At 33.4% G+C, this 16,059-nt stretch carries 14 protein-coding genes and 1 pseudogene; 5 read left to right on the top strand and 10 right to left on the bottom strand.

Annotated elements, in window-relative coordinates; translation table 11 throughout:
* Positions 1-91 precede the first annotated feature (91 nt).
* Positions 92-409, top strand: coding sequence for a hypothetical protein (locus HCX49_RS17335; RefSeq protein WP_168127756.1), 318 nt, complete (start codon positions 92-94; stop codon positions 407-409).
* A 66-nt stretch (positions 410-475) separates the two neighbouring features.
* Here HCX49_RS17335 and HCX49_RS17340 read toward each other — a convergent pair whose 3' ends face one another.
* The 4 genes from HCX49_RS17340 to HCX49_RS17355 all read right to left on the bottom strand — a co-directional run bounded on the left by HCX49_RS17340 (position 476) and on the right by HCX49_RS17355 (position 6,215).
* Positions 476-1,789 carry a RagB/SusD family nutrient uptake outer membrane protein gene (locus tag HCX49_RS17340; protein WP_168127757.1) on the bottom strand — a complete coding sequence of 438 codons (1,314 nt, stop codon included), beginning with the start codon at positions 1,787-1,789 and terminating at the stop codon, positions 476-478.
* 83 nt (positions 1,790-1,872) lie between these two features.
* Positions 1,873-5,073, bottom strand: a complete 3,201-nt coding sequence (locus HCX49_RS17345; protein ID WP_168127758.1) for a SusC/RagA family TonB-linked outer membrane protein — start codon at positions 5,071-5,073, stop codon at positions 1,873-1,875.
* Complete coding sequence (locus HCX49_RS17350; RefSeq protein ID WP_168127759.1) at positions 5,070-5,864, bottom strand: TlpA family protein disulfide reductase; 795 nt, start codon at positions 5,862-5,864, stop codon at positions 5,070-5,072. Before HCX49_RS17350 ends, HCX49_RS17345 begins: the two co-directional genes overlap by 4 nt.
* Positions 5,865-5,975: 111 nt before the next feature.
* Positions 5,976-6,215 carry a hypothetical protein gene (locus HCX49_RS17355; RefSeq protein ID WP_168127760.1) on the bottom strand — a complete coding sequence of 80 codons (240 nt, stop codon included), beginning with the start codon at positions 6,213-6,215 and terminating at the stop codon, positions 5,976-5,978.
* Positions 6,216-7,035: 820 nt separating this feature from the next.
* On the opposite strand from HCX49_RS17355, the gene HCX49_RS17360 reads away from it, so the two are divergent.
* Positions 7,036-7,584, top strand: a complete 549-nt coding sequence (locus HCX49_RS17360; protein WP_168127761.1) for a hypothetical protein — start codon at positions 7,036-7,038, stop codon at positions 7,582-7,584.
* Positions 7,585-7,738: 154 nt separating this feature from the next.
* A complete protein-coding gene (locus HCX49_RS17365) occupies positions 7,739-8,419 on the top strand; it encodes a hypothetical protein (RefSeq protein ID WP_168127762.1) in 681 nt (226 codons plus the stop codon).
* Positions 8,420-9,466: 1,047 nt separating this feature from the next.
* On the opposite strand, the gene HCX49_RS17370 is transcribed toward HCX49_RS17365, so the two are convergent.
* On the bottom strand, positions 9,467-9,982 hold the full coding sequence (locus HCX49_RS17370) for an outer membrane beta-barrel protein (protein WP_168127763.1): 516 nt from the start codon (positions 9,980-9,982) through the stop codon (positions 9,467-9,469).
* A 381-nt stretch (positions 9,983-10,363) separates the two neighbouring features.
* Between HCX49_RS17370 and HCX49_RS17375 the strand changes: the two genes are divergently transcribed.
* A complete protein-coding gene (locus HCX49_RS17375) occupies positions 10,364-11,053 on the top strand; it encodes a hypothetical protein (protein ID WP_168127764.1) in 690 nt (229 codons plus the stop codon).
* Positions 11,054-12,050: 997 nt separating this feature from the next.
* Positions 12,051-12,305: pseudogene (locus tag HCX49_RS25845) on the top strand (ORF6N domain-containing protein).
* Between the two features lie 261 nt (positions 12,306-12,566).
* Here the strand turns inward: HCX49_RS25845 and HCX49_RS17385 are convergent.
* The 5 genes from HCX49_RS17385 to HCX49_RS17405 all read right to left on the bottom strand — a co-directional run bounded on the left by HCX49_RS17385 (position 12,567) and on the right by HCX49_RS17405 (position 15,708).
* Positions 12,567-12,956 carry an MmpS family transport accessory protein gene (locus HCX49_RS17385; protein ID WP_168127765.1) on the bottom strand — a complete coding sequence of 130 codons (390 nt, stop codon included), beginning with the start codon at positions 12,954-12,956 and terminating at the stop codon, positions 12,567-12,569.
* Between the two features lie 314 nt (positions 12,957-13,270).
* A complete protein-coding gene (locus tag HCX49_RS17390) occupies positions 13,271-13,462 on the bottom strand; it encodes a hypothetical protein (RefSeq protein ID WP_168127766.1) in 192 nt (63 codons plus the stop codon).
* Positions 13,463-13,506: 44 nt separating this feature from the next.
* A complete protein-coding gene (locus HCX49_RS25850; RefSeq protein WP_410528505.1) occupies positions 13,507-13,698 on the bottom strand; it encodes a helix-turn-helix transcriptional regulator in 192 nt (63 codons plus the stop codon).
* Between the two features lie 259 nt (positions 13,699-13,957).
* The gene (locus tag HCX49_RS17400) at positions 13,958-14,248 is read right to left on the bottom strand and encodes a helix-turn-helix domain-containing protein (protein ID WP_168127767.1); all 291 of its coding nucleotides are present in this window, start codon (positions 14,246-14,248) and stop codon (positions 13,958-13,960) included.
* A 233-nt stretch (positions 14,249-14,481) separates the two neighbouring features.
* Positions 14,482-15,708: a hypothetical protein gene (locus HCX49_RS17405; protein WP_168127768.1), complete on the bottom strand. Its 1,227-nt coding sequence runs from the start codon at positions 15,706-15,708 to the stop codon at positions 14,482-14,484.
* Positions 15,709-16,059 lie beyond the last annotated feature (351 nt).

The following is a 16,059-nucleotide window of genomic DNA, read 5'->3' on the forward strand; positions in this document are numbered from 1 at the left end:
GGATTACCCATATGTTCCTGTTGATGGCTACGAACAGAAAAATCAACAGCACTAGGAAATTAAAAAAACAACATTAAAATACGAAAAATGTATGAACAAAATTAAAAAATTTGCAATGTCTCTTCTAGGAGGAGGAATTGCAGCAGCAGCATTAGCTTTTACATTAATGTCTGCGGGAGTTAAGGACAGTGAAAAAACTACACAATGGCATTCAGTAACTTACGATGCGCTAGAAAACAAACATCGGATCGGAAGTCCATTAGGAGGTAATCCAAGTGGAGACTGCATTGAAGCACCATCTGGTGTGCAGATGTGTGCGGTTGAGTATGATAATTCTTCAAATCCGACCATTGAATTTGTTGAAGATCTACCTGGAACTCCAAATAAGGCATTTACTGAAGAGCCTTAATTAAATCTATAAGACTGTATAGGTCAATAATTAAACTAGACCTATACAGTCTTTTTAAATCGTCCTTTAGTTTCTAATATTTGGAAGTAAACCACCAATATTAACAACATCTTGTGGTATAGGTAAAATCCACTTCGAACTATTTAAAGGCAATTCGAAAATATTATTCTCTATATGTCTTATCAAACCTTCTTTTAATAGGCCCTCTTTCCTAAATCTCTTCAGATCTCCCCATCTTTTTCCTCTAAACACTAGCTCTTTTCTTCTTTCATTTAAAATGATCGGAAGTAACGTAATATGAGAGATTCGATTCACAGGTTCAAAATCTTCTTTTTTATAACGATTCTTCAATAAAGTATTTAAATCCAGCAGCGCTCCTTCTACTTCACCTAATCGCGCATAACATTCCGCTCTTATTAATAAAATCTCTGGCACTGTTAGCCCACAAAAATAATTTGCGGTTAGTCCCGAATAATGTCCTTTAAAGGTATACACACCTGCATTATTGTAGAAAAAAGCATTCTTTCGCAAATCAGAAGATAAATAACTATCGTAAAGCAAGCTATCCACAATTAATCGAGAATTGGATAAAATCGTAGCGTTATTCATTTGAGAATAAAATATTACCTCTTCATTTCCTTGACCGGTCCTTGGAAATGGCAGATTTACATTTACATCTATATTATTATAATCTATAATATTTTTATTCACCTGTAATAAAGAATCTGCATAAATCTTAGCATCTTGATATTTCCCCATTTGTAGATATAAGTTTGCAAGAGCTGCCCATGCTGCCATTCTACTTGGTAAAGTATTATATTTGGCAATTATAGGGAGTAAGATTGCCGCTCTCTTTAAATCTGATTCGATAAATTTTACTGTTTCTAGTAAAGAAGATCGATCATATTTTAAATTAATATTTGAAGATTGCCTCAGTGGCAGTCCTAGTTTTATTGCGGCTGTATCTTCATCATATTGATCACAAAACACCTGGCTTAAAATAAAATAATTGTATCCTCTTATAAACAGAGCAGAGCCAAGTACATTATGATATTCTTTTTCCCCACTTTCATTTTCACTTAATTTCTCAACTCCTTCCAATATAAAATTGGCATACAATATCCTTTCAAAACCTTGATTCCAATCCAGGCTTGATTCTCCCTGAAAGATATCTTTCTCCCAAACATATCCATTTTTTTGTGTAGCAGAAGAAAGATTATTCCACGTCACACCCTTAACGTAAAAGTCATCACTACTCACCTCTCCTAGAAAAGGATATCCATAATTTAGCACCCAATTGTTTAGCATAGTTTCGTAGTCGTCTAATGTAACCGGAATTACCTGAGAGCTATCTTGCTTGACATCTAAAAAATCTTTCATGCAGCTGATGTTTAAAAGCGGAAAGATAATTACCACAACTAAGCATATCGCTTTATTTCTTTTTACTTTCATATTTCGAAGAATTAAAGATTAATTTTTGTTCCAATTATCAGTTGAAACGGAATAGGATATAATCCCCCAGCATCAGGATCAATATCCACTTTATTACTTTTCCATAAAATACCTAAATTTCTGAGATTTAAATATAACTGCGCATTCTCTATTTTTAAAGGTTGCAGATATCTACGCCCAAAGGAATAAGAAAAAGTCACATCTTGCAGTCTTATCAGATCTCCTTTTGTGATCAAAGCCTCACTGTATAAATAAGCTTGATCCCGACGCACATTTGTGCTCAAAGGCATCGAAGGGATAGTGGTATTCTTTTCGTCACCAGCCTTTTGCCATCTCTCTAAGTAATCAACATGAGTTATTTTATTTGTTCCAAACAAACTATTGTAACTGATGCTGGGTCTACGAAATACATGTCCAAATTTGTATATTACATTTGCTCCCATTGAAAAACCTTTCCATTCAACATGATTTCTTATAGAACCAAAATAAGGAGGAGAAGATACACCCACTCGAAGCGCATCCTGTAATTCTAAATTGCTGAAATAAGAATTATAATCCGTTGAAAGTTTATTATCAAGCATTATTAATGGAGAACCATTTGTCTCATCCAATCCTATCCAAGGTATGGCGTATACTTGATTTACAGCATCGCCAACAACAATAGGCACAGCAGAGACTGATCCGAAAAAGTCTAATCCTTTTGACGAAAAAGGAGTATAATATCGCGTAACTTCATTACTAACCTTACTGAAAAGCCAATTTGTTTCCCATCGCAATGTCTTATTGATATTTATTGTTTTCAATTCAATATCAAAACCTTTAGTCATTACATTTGCGTAGTTGCGCCTATTATCGAGATTATAATTTAATCCTAAGTTGAAGATTCCAGTAGTTGGATCCAACATATCTTTACCAATTAGATTTGCTCCTTCCTTTTGATACCAATCGAGACTTCCAGAAATTCTATTAGACCAGATGCCGAAATCAGTTCCAATATTAATTGTATTTACTTTCTCCCATTTCAGATCTGGATTTCCTACGCTCTGTAATCTTCCCATAGATTTTCCATTTATGCTGCTATTTGAATAAGCAATATATGGTAAAGAAGAAACTGTACGAACCGTATTACCATTAGCACCAATCGTAAAACGCCATTTTAAATTATTCAACCAGTCAAATTTCATAAAAGACTCATGAAGCATATTCCATGCAGCCCCCAATGACCATAGAGGAACCCCTTTTTGATTAAAATCCACACCGAATATATTAGAAGCATCCCAGCGTAAGCTCCCCGAAAGATAATAACGATGCTTATACCCATAAGAGAAGTTTCCGTAGTAGGAAACAAATCGATCAACATACAGCGTACCTGCAGAAGAACCATTTATAATACGTGCTGAGCCCATAGGTATTGTTGGGTACACTTGAGTATAATCCAACATCGAGTTAAATACTAATATATCATTGTCATATCCATATAGTTTATTTGCACCAAGCATTTGTTTTTGTTCTTCACGTATTTCTGCACCTACTATAGCGTTAATCGCATGATTATTTCGAAATGAATAATCAACATTTGCTTGTAGTCGTCCATAATGAGTCTTAAATTTTGAATTTGATGTATTCAAAATCCCTCCATCAGGTATGGGGCTATTCCCATCCATTTGGGTAAATCTGTTCACTTCATGTCTCACCAAATAAGACTCAGGAGCATAATATTCTCTTCTACCGCCCTGATCTAATTGAAATTGATAGCGCGCTTCAAAATTAAGAAAGCTAAACGGTTTAAATCCGATATGAGAAACCGCTCTCAGATTGCTATTTTGATCGGTTTTATCATTTAAGTTCAATTCGTCAAGTGGTCTATAATGCCAATCTTGAAGCCCTTGGTTCAAAGCATCATCCGTATAAGCGAACCGATTATTCTTCACTATTGGAAGTGCATTTCCATGTATATCTGCAAGAGTAGCGTAAGTATAAATTTCATCTAGTCCAGTAGGTCGCAGATCAGACATAGCAACGCCATTATTTTTGTTCTTATGAAAAACACTATTTAATTGAAATGAGAAATTAAACATTTTTGAAAAGTTGATATTTTCACTTAAGGTCATTGTTAAACGATCTCTAGATTCGTTGACCAGACTGCTATTTAATTTATCCCATCCGGCCGACACATAATATTGTTGTTTTTCACTCCCCCCAGAGACGCTAACACTTTGCTGGGTAGACACAGCTGGGCGATAAAGATATTTTTGTGCCTCTTTTCGAATATCATTTTGCTTTAGCGATTCTATTCTTTCGTTCGCCATCGTTGAAGTAATCTTATTATCAGCTAAATCAAATAAAATATCAACCACCGGAGAGACTGCTGTCCAATTATTTTTTGTATATCTTCCTGCTTCAAAAAGTATTTTTTCCAATTCTATTTGATCAGAAGGAGCTAAAAACTTTTTTGAGTAAAAGAGATCAGGAGTGTTATCTACAGTAAGACTAGAATGAATCAATAGTCTTGGCTTTTGATTTATAACACCTCTTTTTGTATTTATTACAATTACCCCATTACCGGCTCTCGCTCCCCATATAGAGGCTGCAGCCGCATCTTTCAAAAAAGTTATATTATCGATATCATTTGGATTAATAGACTCAAGCTCTCCTTCATAAGGAAAATTATCCAATACAATAAGTGGCTTAGTTTCACCATGGATAGTCCCCCATCCTCTTATACGAACATCAGGTTTGCTATTGAGAGATCGTACTGTTCCAGGATATTCAAAATTTAAACTACTACTGATACCTTCAAGTCGACTCCATATATCCGGAGTTTGAATCCGATTGAAAGTTTTATTATCGATATACGAAAATGCACCAGTAGCCCTTTCCTTTGGAATTCTCTGATATCCTGTCTGTACTAAAACTTCTTCAATTTCATTTACTGATTGTTCCAGTTCCACAGATAATTTCTGATTTTTTAAAATGGGAATTATAATAGATCTATAACCCACCATAACTATTTTCAATGTATCAATAGTATTCGTTTGCTGAATAAAGAAATGGCCAGTCTTATCAGTGGAATATATTTGACCAGATGAAACAAGTCTAATATTCACTCCTTCCATTGGTTCACGATTTTTTGCATTCGATATATTACCTTTTACTTGACTTAAAGAATTTACTGAATAGCAAATTCCTAATAAGAAAACAATAATTTTCATCTCTTTACTCCTTTCTCTCTATAGGTCCAATCTAGGTTCCGAGGCAGTTTTACATCTTCTCCCTCTAGATAACGTCCTATCATTTCCTCTCCAAAATCCTTAGCATCACTAATGTTTACAACCTTTCTATTTTTAATCCACACAGTTCTACTTATAACATCGCGATCAAAAAAATAGCGATTGAGCACGTATCCATTTAGACCAATAACAGTTGGGGATTTCCAGCCTCGCTCTAATACAAAAGGTTTAACTTTATAATCGAAATCGAGGTGTACTCCAATTAAGATTATTTTGTTAGGAAGTTTAGATTGTAGGCTTTCCCATTTTATCATAGACTTAATACAGGGGCTACACCACGTTGTCCAGAAATCTAGTACTAACAACTTTTGCGAAGAGAAATCTCGCAATGATATGATTTGTTTTTCACCCAAACTATCAATAACCTGTAAAGATAGATCCAGAATATCATCTGTTAACGTATCTCCAATACGTAGTGGATTCACAAATGACGTATCCACCACATATTTATATAGAGGAAATAATCTTACATCATTTTTAGGATTAGACTTGATACGTATAATATTAATAGGATCGCTGTAGGGTACAATACGATGTCCATATACCCCACCGCCATTACCTTTTGTCTGAGCATGACTTATACCACTTGTCGAGATAAACACAACTATTGTCAGTATTTTAGTTATTAGCAGATACCCTTCTCCCTTAGATTTAAATAGCTTCTGGATCAATTTCCAAAAGCCAATGCTATATATATTTAATATTTTGATCATATTTTTAGACATAATGTGCCCATACTCCAGTTCATACCGAGGGAGACTTGATTCTAAAGTCTTTTTTAGCCCTCGGCAGAAAGGGATCTATAAACACTGAAACTTTATTTTTTAGTTGCTCTCCGCTAATCTTAGGTAGAACTTTCCTGCTTGAGCACGACTTCTATTCTTAACTAAATGATTAAGTTGCTCTTTCTTCAATACCACGACTCGCTTTTTAAAAACTCCTTCCGGTAAAAGGCTTATCATAACAGGTTTTTTGAGGATTGGAATACGTTTTTTAGACTGGTATGAAAACATTTCTTCCTCTGGGGATAGCGCATAGCTTTCCCTTTTGCTATTTTTTAGCATTCGATTAAGTGTTACGTTAAGCACATTTTAGCGGGCTGGACTCTAGAAATCCAGCAACCTGCTATTAACAGCTTAACAGTTAAAAAATAAGATGGAAAAAATGCAATAATATGTCTTCAGTACGTATTAAAATTTTTCTTCGTGATTGCATTTTATATAATTCGAATAAAAACCGATTCATATTATACAGAAAATCTATACAAATAAAAGCTTAATCATTGTTTAGCAATAAAATATTCGTTACTTTTAATGTGTGAAATTTTAAGGAATCGAAATCCTATTGCTTTTGCGCTGATTGTGAAGCTATGAATCGGTAAAACCAACAAGGGATCGGACAGTTAAAATGGCTCTATATTATTATCGCCATTATTCATTGCCCATCACAGGTAGATACGCCCTTTTGGTTTTAATGGATGACAAGCTATTCCGGTTGTCGGAGCTTGTTTTTTATCAACGCATTGATAGCGCTATGCCCTGCCCGATCCTGGATCGGCAGACGTAAAAATGGATTTTTGGACTCTTTTCTTTTCATCATTATTCGGTTAATAAAACATTGGTTAATGAAAATAAGTCTCGTGCGGAAGGTTGTGAAGGTTTATATAAAAGGTAAGCTCCACTATTTTCCACTGACACCTGGTACGGCAAAGAACCGATGACGCAGTTTCCAATAGGGAGCTTACCCCTTCTAATTGTAAATGTACAAAAAGGATGGGGGTTCACAAACCCTATCATCTCGCGTCAGTTGAAATTTGCCGTTTCGGTGTCGAGACTACAATCAGGTAACTAATTGATACTCAAATATAAGAATTTAATATTAGTAATGAAAAATAATATTCAAGAAAACATAGAATCATCTGATTATAAGGATATTAAATTTAAAGAATTTAGAGAATATCTATATAACAATATCAAAAAGAGCAAATTAAATAAAGATAATAAAGAAGAAACCAAAGATAGAATTCAAGATTTAATTACTAAGAATGGTAGTGATAAGTTTTTTGGAAAAATGTTCTACATTACTTTAACAGAGCTCAAGAAAGATATAGATATTGCTTGTGAAGACTTGTTTCATGATTACGAGTATGAAGGAATAAAACCAACGAACAAGAACAATAGTAAATTCTCGATTTTTGTATCTGGAATAAGTTTGAATGACGCAGAAATAGCAAACGCCATTGGCGCTAGCGGAAGTAGGGTAAGTAGGGTAAGAAATAATACTGACGAAACAGATTTTTATCCATATCAGGTATATGCTCTCGCAAAAATTTCTAATATCCTAGCCAGCCAACTTTTCGACTACTTCTACGGTGATGGCGAACGTCCAGTAATTGGCTTATTACCGAAACCAGCTGAGGGAGATACGAAATAATGGTGGGCATTGATAACTGAATTAATAAGACAATAAAAAAAAGGGATCCTTACAGAATCCCTTTATATCTTATACTTGGTTACATTTCAGAAATGAAAGAGGCTTGACCAAGTCTTACAGTGCAAATATAGTAATTCTTAGACCAATTACCAAAATGAAAATAAATCTTAGACATAAATATCTTTCCCGATCAAGATACAATCGGTATTTATATGCCACCCATAATCATAAAGAAAAAGCAAAAAGACTGTATAATGCAAATATTAGATTGGCACAAGCATTTCATCCATTATTGACCCAATTTGAAGTAATCCTTCGTAATTCCTTAAGTAACATACTAGCGGCACATTTCATTGATACAGATTGGATTATTAATCAAAAAAATGGATTCATGAGCAATCCCTCTCTTGGACAATCACGTTATTATTTAAAAGAATGCATTATAAAATCCGAACGTAAGTTCAACAGAAGAAATACAACCATTACTAATGGTAAGCTATTAGCAGACCAAACATTTGGTTTCTGGATAGCACTATTTCTACCACATCATTATTCTTTGTTGAACGGAAAACCAATACAAATTTTCCCTCATAAACCTACGAATGAAAACCGCGCTAGTATACATGCCAAATTAGAGAAGATCAAAGATTTTAGAAATAGAGTCAATCATTGTGAGCCAATATGTTTCAATGGACAACATATCGACTGTACAGAGGCTACAGAGATCAAACAAATTCTTTATCATTTAATCAAATGGATAGATCCTGAATTAGTACCATTTTTTACAGCAATTGACAATATCAATAATAAGACAAATCAAATACACAATATTTAAAATAAAATTTTTAATTCAAAAAGACATTCTTTAGAACAATATCTAACCCAAGCCAACCTTCGAATAGTTCATGATGTTTTGATTTGTTTTCAATAGGCATCATGGATTGTCTTATGCACAATTCTACGCTGATGGTGATCGTCCAATTATTGGTTTATCACCGAAACCAGCTGAAGGAAAAGAAAATTGAAAAAGAAGGTCTATCATAAAAATCCATTCCTTTGAAAACTAAAACTTTTTAGTATATTTAGTTTATGATCGTATTGCATTTTATATATGGAGTTGTAATAGTAATAAATATTATTCAAGTTGTTCTTTTTGTCAGAAAGAGACTTGCTAATAAAAAGGCTATTTCCAAAGATTTATCAGCTTCTAAGTAAGATTGAATAAATTGTAAACTTAGTTGCTTTTCACTTGATTTTTCATCTACATATAATAACAGAAAGGACTTCGATATTTTTGAAGTCCTTTTTTATCAAAACAGGTCTAGTTAAATGACGATAGCTCAAATTTCACAATCTTACTTTTGCACTCGGCCTAGAACCATATAAATTTAGAATAGTTCATGATAAGTTGATTTACTTTCAGTAGGCATCATGGATTGTCTTAAGGACAATTCTACAGTGATGGCAAGCGTCCAGTTATTGGCTTATTATCGAAACCAGCTGAAGGAAATGAAAGTGAATGGTAAGGTCTATCATAAAAGGCCTTTCCTTTAAAAACTAAATCTTTTTAGTATCTTTAGTACAAGATTGTGTAGCGCTTCAAATTTGGAGATTTAACAGTCAAGTTATCCCTTTTTTTCAGGATAAGGCTTTTAAATAAAACATCTATTTATACAGATTTATCTGCTACTAAGTAAGATTGAATAAATTGTAAATCTTAGTTGCTTTTCACTTGATTTTTCATCTACCTATAATAACAGAAAGGACTTCGATATTTTTGAAGTCCTTTTTTATTAAATCAAGTGTAAACCAAAAATCACTTATTTAAGCAAATTAAAAATGCGAAATTGGTAATCGGCAAGCATTTACTATTTTATCCATATTACAGGTGATAACGAATCCCTACAGAAAGATAATTGATATCCATAGCATCCTCAAATGGATAGTATTTCACTTTGTAACCTGCAAAGACCGTACTTTTAACGGGGTTAAAACGATACGAAACTCCAATTGTTGGATTTATAGCTACATAATTTTTCTTAGCATATCCTGATATTTTTTTATCTTCAAATTCAACAACAATCTTTTGTTTGTAAAAATCTCCTGATAAACCTATTCCACCATAGATATTAAAATTACTTTTCGTTTGGTCATTTATATTGTAAATATAATCCGCGCCAACTGTTGTCATATGGACATTACTATAGCCACCAAAAACCTGTATTCCACTGTGATTATTAAGGTCATATTTACCATTTATACCATAAAAAGTATCATAGGTTGGAGCTTCCAACATCATGTCACTAAAGACACCTATCGAATATTTTGAAATTTGTGCTTTTGTTGTTAAAAAACAAACAAAAACCATAAAAAAGGATAGAAGTATATTTCTATTCATAAGCTATATTTATTAAAAAATTAGTATTCACCATATCGTATTTATATAGTGCGAGTATTAGAATCTCAATATTATTATTAAAGTTTTTATACTTTATTACATAAGGTGAATCCCAATAAAAAAGAAATTGTTAAAAATGAAAATTTCATCTACAGGATAAACTAAAATTAGTTTTGGAAAATTTTACCAAACATAGGAAAATTAAAGTCGGCAACAAAAAAATCCCACAACTCAAATGCGCAAACGAACATTATAATTGACAAAAATTAAGGAAAAGATAGTTATCTTAGAGAAGCACAAGAATATATCAACAGATTACAGATAATTTTTTTAAATTTAATCTTATTGTAAACTGCTAAAATTAACGACCGTCCTACAATTTTGAAAAGAGAATCACTGTGCAACAGGTTTGCCATACGTGGCTATTTGCTACTTTTACTTTTGATGCAATTTGGATTACCAGCTTTACCACAGGCTAGACAATCCAGCAGTCCGGTTGTGCCCCCCGCCATTAAGATGGATAAATCCATATTGCGGGCATTACCACAGGCTATGCAACCCAAGAGTATGGTTTTCTCCACTCGCCCTGAGGCGGAAAGTAAGAGCCAAAGAAGACCTTTGATTATTGATTCGATTTCTCCCTGTTATGTTTTAGATATTGATCCTGAAGAGGAGGAGGGTGTTTTTACAATCACAACGATACCACCCGCACCAAATAAGGGAATAAAAGTTTACCTCCAGCAATTAGCCACAACAATGGGTCTGCCTGCAGTTAAACCCAATAAAGGTCTAAAATCTGACTCAATCAGTGTTCAGTTTCTTATATTCAAGAATGGTTGGATCGCTGCTTTAACAAACACAGAACCAAATACCCCTACCCCTAGCCACGGAGTCATACTGCATGCAATCAAAAAAAATGCATGCGTTTGGAGGCCCGCCTTGCAGGCAGGAAGACCCGTGGTATACCTACTAAAAATGGTGATCTACTATAGCAGGGATGATAAGGGAAATATCCTGTCGTTAGATAATCTTTACTATCGCCCTAGCGCCAACATCCAAAAAAAATCATAACCAAAAAATAGTATTTAAAAAAATGCAGTTTGATAACATTCCTACCTGTTCAAAACTTGCGAACGTCAGTTATAGGATTACCTGTCGCAGATGAACGAAAGGAAAGTGAGGGATAAAGACTATTGATCTTCGCAAGCAGATAAGAATCAATAACAAGTGTAAATATTACCTGCGTTAGATAAACGAGAGTAAATTTTCACTATTTTTACTACTATAAACCTTATACCGATAAAATTTAGCAAAGATTACTAATAATTCATATTAATAGCGCAAGTACAGGTAAGTCTACCTATAAGCAAAACTGGACATTATAACTTAAAATCTAAATGTCCAGTTTTTTATATAATAAAATGGACAAAATCATATATTCGATGTAATAAAAAGGTATAAAAACTACTGATTAAATAACATTCACTCTAGATATACTTCCTAAAGGCTATCTTTTTACCTATACTGATTTTACTACAGAGGTGAATAAGAAGATACCAGTACATCAAATTGATTTTAACGAGGTTGCTTTAGCAACAACCGGTTAATATCATCTTCATAATTGGAAAGTATTTCTAAAAGCATAAGCTATCCTTCTGTTTTGGGTAAATCCGGATCGTTTATCGTCACTTTTCTAAGTATAGGTAGGCATTCCGTAACCAATAGTCGGGATACCAATTGAATCCAAATAAGGTGAACTGTACCAACCTTAAAAATATTTTATAAGCTGTAATCTTTTTTGTCCTATTTTCATAATGCCTGTTTTTGTTTTCAAAAAAGTACTCCACCTCGAGACCCTTTCATACTATTTTGATTTTTTTACGACAAAATTAGTGTGTAGAATAAAAACAAGAAATTTAGCTTAGATAAGAGGTATAGAATAGGCATTTAAACTAAAACTGAATTAAGCTACTAGTTTTAGATGATCCAATATTAGCAAATAAATTATATCCTTGATAGTATCATATCATACTATCAAGGATGGAAACTCTGTAGACACAAAGTAGTTATGGATAGTGATTTTGCAGAATTATATGGGGTTGAAAAGAAAAGATTAAATGAACATGTACGGTTCAACTTAACCAGATTTCCTAAGAACTTCATGTCCACATTAACTATTTAAGAATTTGAAATCTTAAAGTCGCAAAATGCGACCTCAAGTTGGGGAGGAAGAAGATCTGCGCCAAATGTATTTACTGAATTCGGTGTTCTCATGTTATCCAGCGTAATAAACAGTGAACAAACAATTCAGGTAAGTATATAAATATGATAATTTTTGCTCAAATAAGACAACATTTAGCTGAACATAACGGCATGAACCTTAGAAACTGGTAATAAAGAAGAAATTTTTTAGGCGTGGGAGAAAAGTCTATTTTAGCATTTTTTCAAAATACACGTATCGAAATCAAATACCCTAACACAAAGAAGACCAAATGAATGAAACATTCGGTCTTCTTTATTAACATACTATATCAAACTTATTATTATACCTTAGATAAGATGAATAATAGTTTTTGTACGAAATTTATTTCAACGATACATTAGTTGTCAATATCTTCCCTGTTGACACCGGGTTTTCTTTTACCACTTTTCCATCAATTAATATCTGCGCTTTTAAAGTAGATTGATCAGATGGTCCAACAGCATTTGCACTGATCATCGTGGTTTCTTCATTGTTTGTCACAATTTCGCTTGTCCATGTCGATCCAAAATCACCTGTTTTAGTCACAACAGAATTATCAGAATAATAGACAATTGTTGAAATATTAACACCCTCTGAAGCAATCAGCTTATACTGAACCTTAGCTTTTCCACCTTCTGGAGCAGGATCATCTTTATCACTACAGCCTGTTAAAGAAAATGTTGTAGCACCAACTAACAATGTTAACAAAAATAAATTTTTTAGCTTTTTCATATATTTAATTTTAAATCTAGGCTTTTACAATTTTCGTGCCTAGGAGATTTTACTATCTTTTTAAAATCATATTTAAGCTGTTAAGATTACTGATCTACTACAGCAGGGATGATAAGGGAAATATCCTGTCGTTAGATAATCTTTAATATCGCCCTTGCGCAAACCTCCAAAAAATAGTGTTTAGAAAAAACGCAGTTTGGTGGCATTCCTGCCTGTTCAAAACTTGCAAACGCCAGTAACAAGATTACCTGTCGCAGATGAACGAAAGGAAAGTGAGGGATAAGGTTCAGTTAATATGCGAAAGACAATATATTTTATTCTTTTGGCAAGGTATTTAAAAGGTCTTTCGCGGCGACTTCTTTGATCTCGCCATTAATCTTTACAACTAATGTACCATTCTTTTCCGCAGTTTCATGAGCTAATTTGATTAAAGCCTTTTGAATACCCAATCGTATTCGCTCAGAAAAAGAAATATTATCTGCTATTTTGTCAAGTTTATTCAACATGTTCACTGCTTTTTAATCGTTAAATACTTCTCAAAATAAGTATGTTAAAGTCCAATAGAAATCTTAACCTTTCCACCTAAGCCCATCTCTACAATATCAAATAAAGTTTTAAGTGTGAGATTACTTCCATTATTTTCAATTTTTGAAATATACTCTCGCCTTTTATCAACCAATTCAGCAAGTTCTAATTGCGTTAGATGCTTTTCTTCACGCGCCTTTTTTAGTAATAACCCAATCTGAAGTGATGAAAAATCTCTTTCAAGCTCATCTCTTCTCTATGTACCAACCTCACCGTAAACGGTATCTTTAATATCTTTCCAACTTTTAATTTCCATAAATATCTATTTTTTTCTTCAAATATGATGACATCAATCATAAAGCATTTTCCTAAATCCCCTTTGTCTTAACCCCAATATTTAGTCATTTAAACTTGTGTTTTAAATGCACTACTCATCAATTCTTTTTCTGCTCTTGATATTTGTTTTGTGCCATTGTCTACTTTAATAATTCGAGATCTTGCAATTTTCTTCCTAAATTATCGTCTGATGCTAATTGCAAGACATCATCTTGTAAACCTAATACTCGGAGCACATTTAAATACGCACCAAATGCGACACTTGTATCTCCTTTTTCAATAAGGTATAAAGTTGAGCGCGCAATTCCAGCCCGCTCTGCAACTTGAATAGTTGTTAGTTTGCGACGCTTTCTTGCCAGTTTTATATTTTCGCCTACTTGCTCCATAAGTTTGGCTAACCTAGGAAAAACGACTTGTTTCTTGGTACTCATACCTCAATATTGTTTGATATTATAGACAAATTTAATCAATTTGATTGAAATAACAAACATTTATCACGCAATTAGATCCACAACAATCCGATCTTGGGGCAGTGGCGAAGTAAGGAAAAAGTCCACCTTGTCTAATTACTAAATACTAATATCCGGAAAGCTATTGAGCAAAATGGCGTAATCAGGACTGTTACGATTTCATGAGCAAGCCTGGTTTAGAAAAAATAGTAATTTTAATATTCATCTTGATCTCCTGCAATAGACAAATATTTAGATATAAAATCTGCATTTTTAATTTGTTTATTTGTGCGATCAAAGAATTTAGCATATTCAAATAAGGAGGCACAACCTGCCTCTTTGAAAATAGCAAACAGCTTCTCATTCCCTTCAATATCATAATTAATAAAGGCCTCCATAGTATCTATTTTCAAATATTGCGCATCAATTTTATTTATTGCCGTAAGCTCTTTCAGTTTTTCGCCCTCGGGCGTTCCTTCGTTTGTCAATAATAAAAATGTGCGCACAATCCATTTGTCGAGATGATGAGTAACCACAAAATAACCGATCTTATGTCTCCCAGCATAATATGCTAATAGGATATGTGAATTGCGCACGACGGTAGTATGATTTTGCGCAAAAACCAATATGTGGCCTAGATGAATAAAAGCAAGCCCCATGGAAGAAAGACTCCGCTCTTGGTAACGTCTTAGAGCATGGTGTTGTATATAGATAGGTAATTTTTCTTGTGTTTCAAAATCCTCAAGGCCTAACTGTTCTGCAGATATCAAAGCTAATTTATTCCAATCAGTACCATTTGGTGGTAGATAGCCTAGCCGCGAGATGGGGCGAATGGCATGATCTATTTCCTCTGAAGCAAGTTGATGCGGAACTCTACATAACTGCAACACATTACTACCGCCCGGTTTAATAGTACGTAATTCTGAAAGAATAAATTGAACTGATCCTTTGTAAAAATCAAAGTACTCATAATTGTAAAAATTCAGATTTGAATAGACCTCTGAAACATTTCTGTTGTACCATTCGCCTTCAAAATAAGGTTTCAATAAAGCTTTAATATCTGTTTCTTTTTTATATTCATTTTCAGGCAGAAAATTAAATACCTGAATAAGAAGTAAGACTTCTGTAAAGAAACTAGCATAACTGATTGATTCACCAGTCATCGTTTTCAGTTGAAATGTCTTTAGTCTGTCATTAAAATCTTCTTTATATTTTTTACGCTCTTTTTCATCAACGATGATCGTATGATCCACTACAATTTTCACTGTAGGATATCTTACATTATAACATTTAAGCAAAGTTGTTTTTGGAATCTTTTCAAAATATCCAGCCCCTATCAATTTTTCCAAGGCTATTCGTAATCTTTCAAAAAAGGCCTTTTGAGCCAAAATTTCATTTCCTGCGGGTGATACATATTTTTTAGATACTTTCCTTCTAGCCATTTAAATATAGTTTACTTGAAAATTCGATTAAATAGGTGAGCCTACTGCCTCAAAATATAAGGTGGTTTATTTTTAAATTTTAATATAGTGAAAGAATATTACATAAAAAAACTTAATGAATTAATGAAAAGCAGAATTTATGTTTTTACCTAACCGTGAAGAATGGGGGAATTTGAAGTCGCAAAATGTGACCTCAAGTTGGGGAGGAAGAAGATCTGCACCAACAATTCTAATGTGATGGTGATCATCCAGAAAATGGATAGTTATGCATACGAAAAAGAATACTTTAAAAGCACAATAGCTTTAAGAATTACATAAACAACAAGAGCCGCTTCAATTTGAAACTGCTCT

This window comes from Sphingobacterium sp. B16(2022), from assembly GCF_012030425.1.
GTDB classification, from domain to species: domain Bacteria; phylum Bacteroidota; class Bacteroidia; order Sphingobacteriales; family Sphingobacteriaceae; genus Sphingobacterium; species Sphingobacterium anhuiense.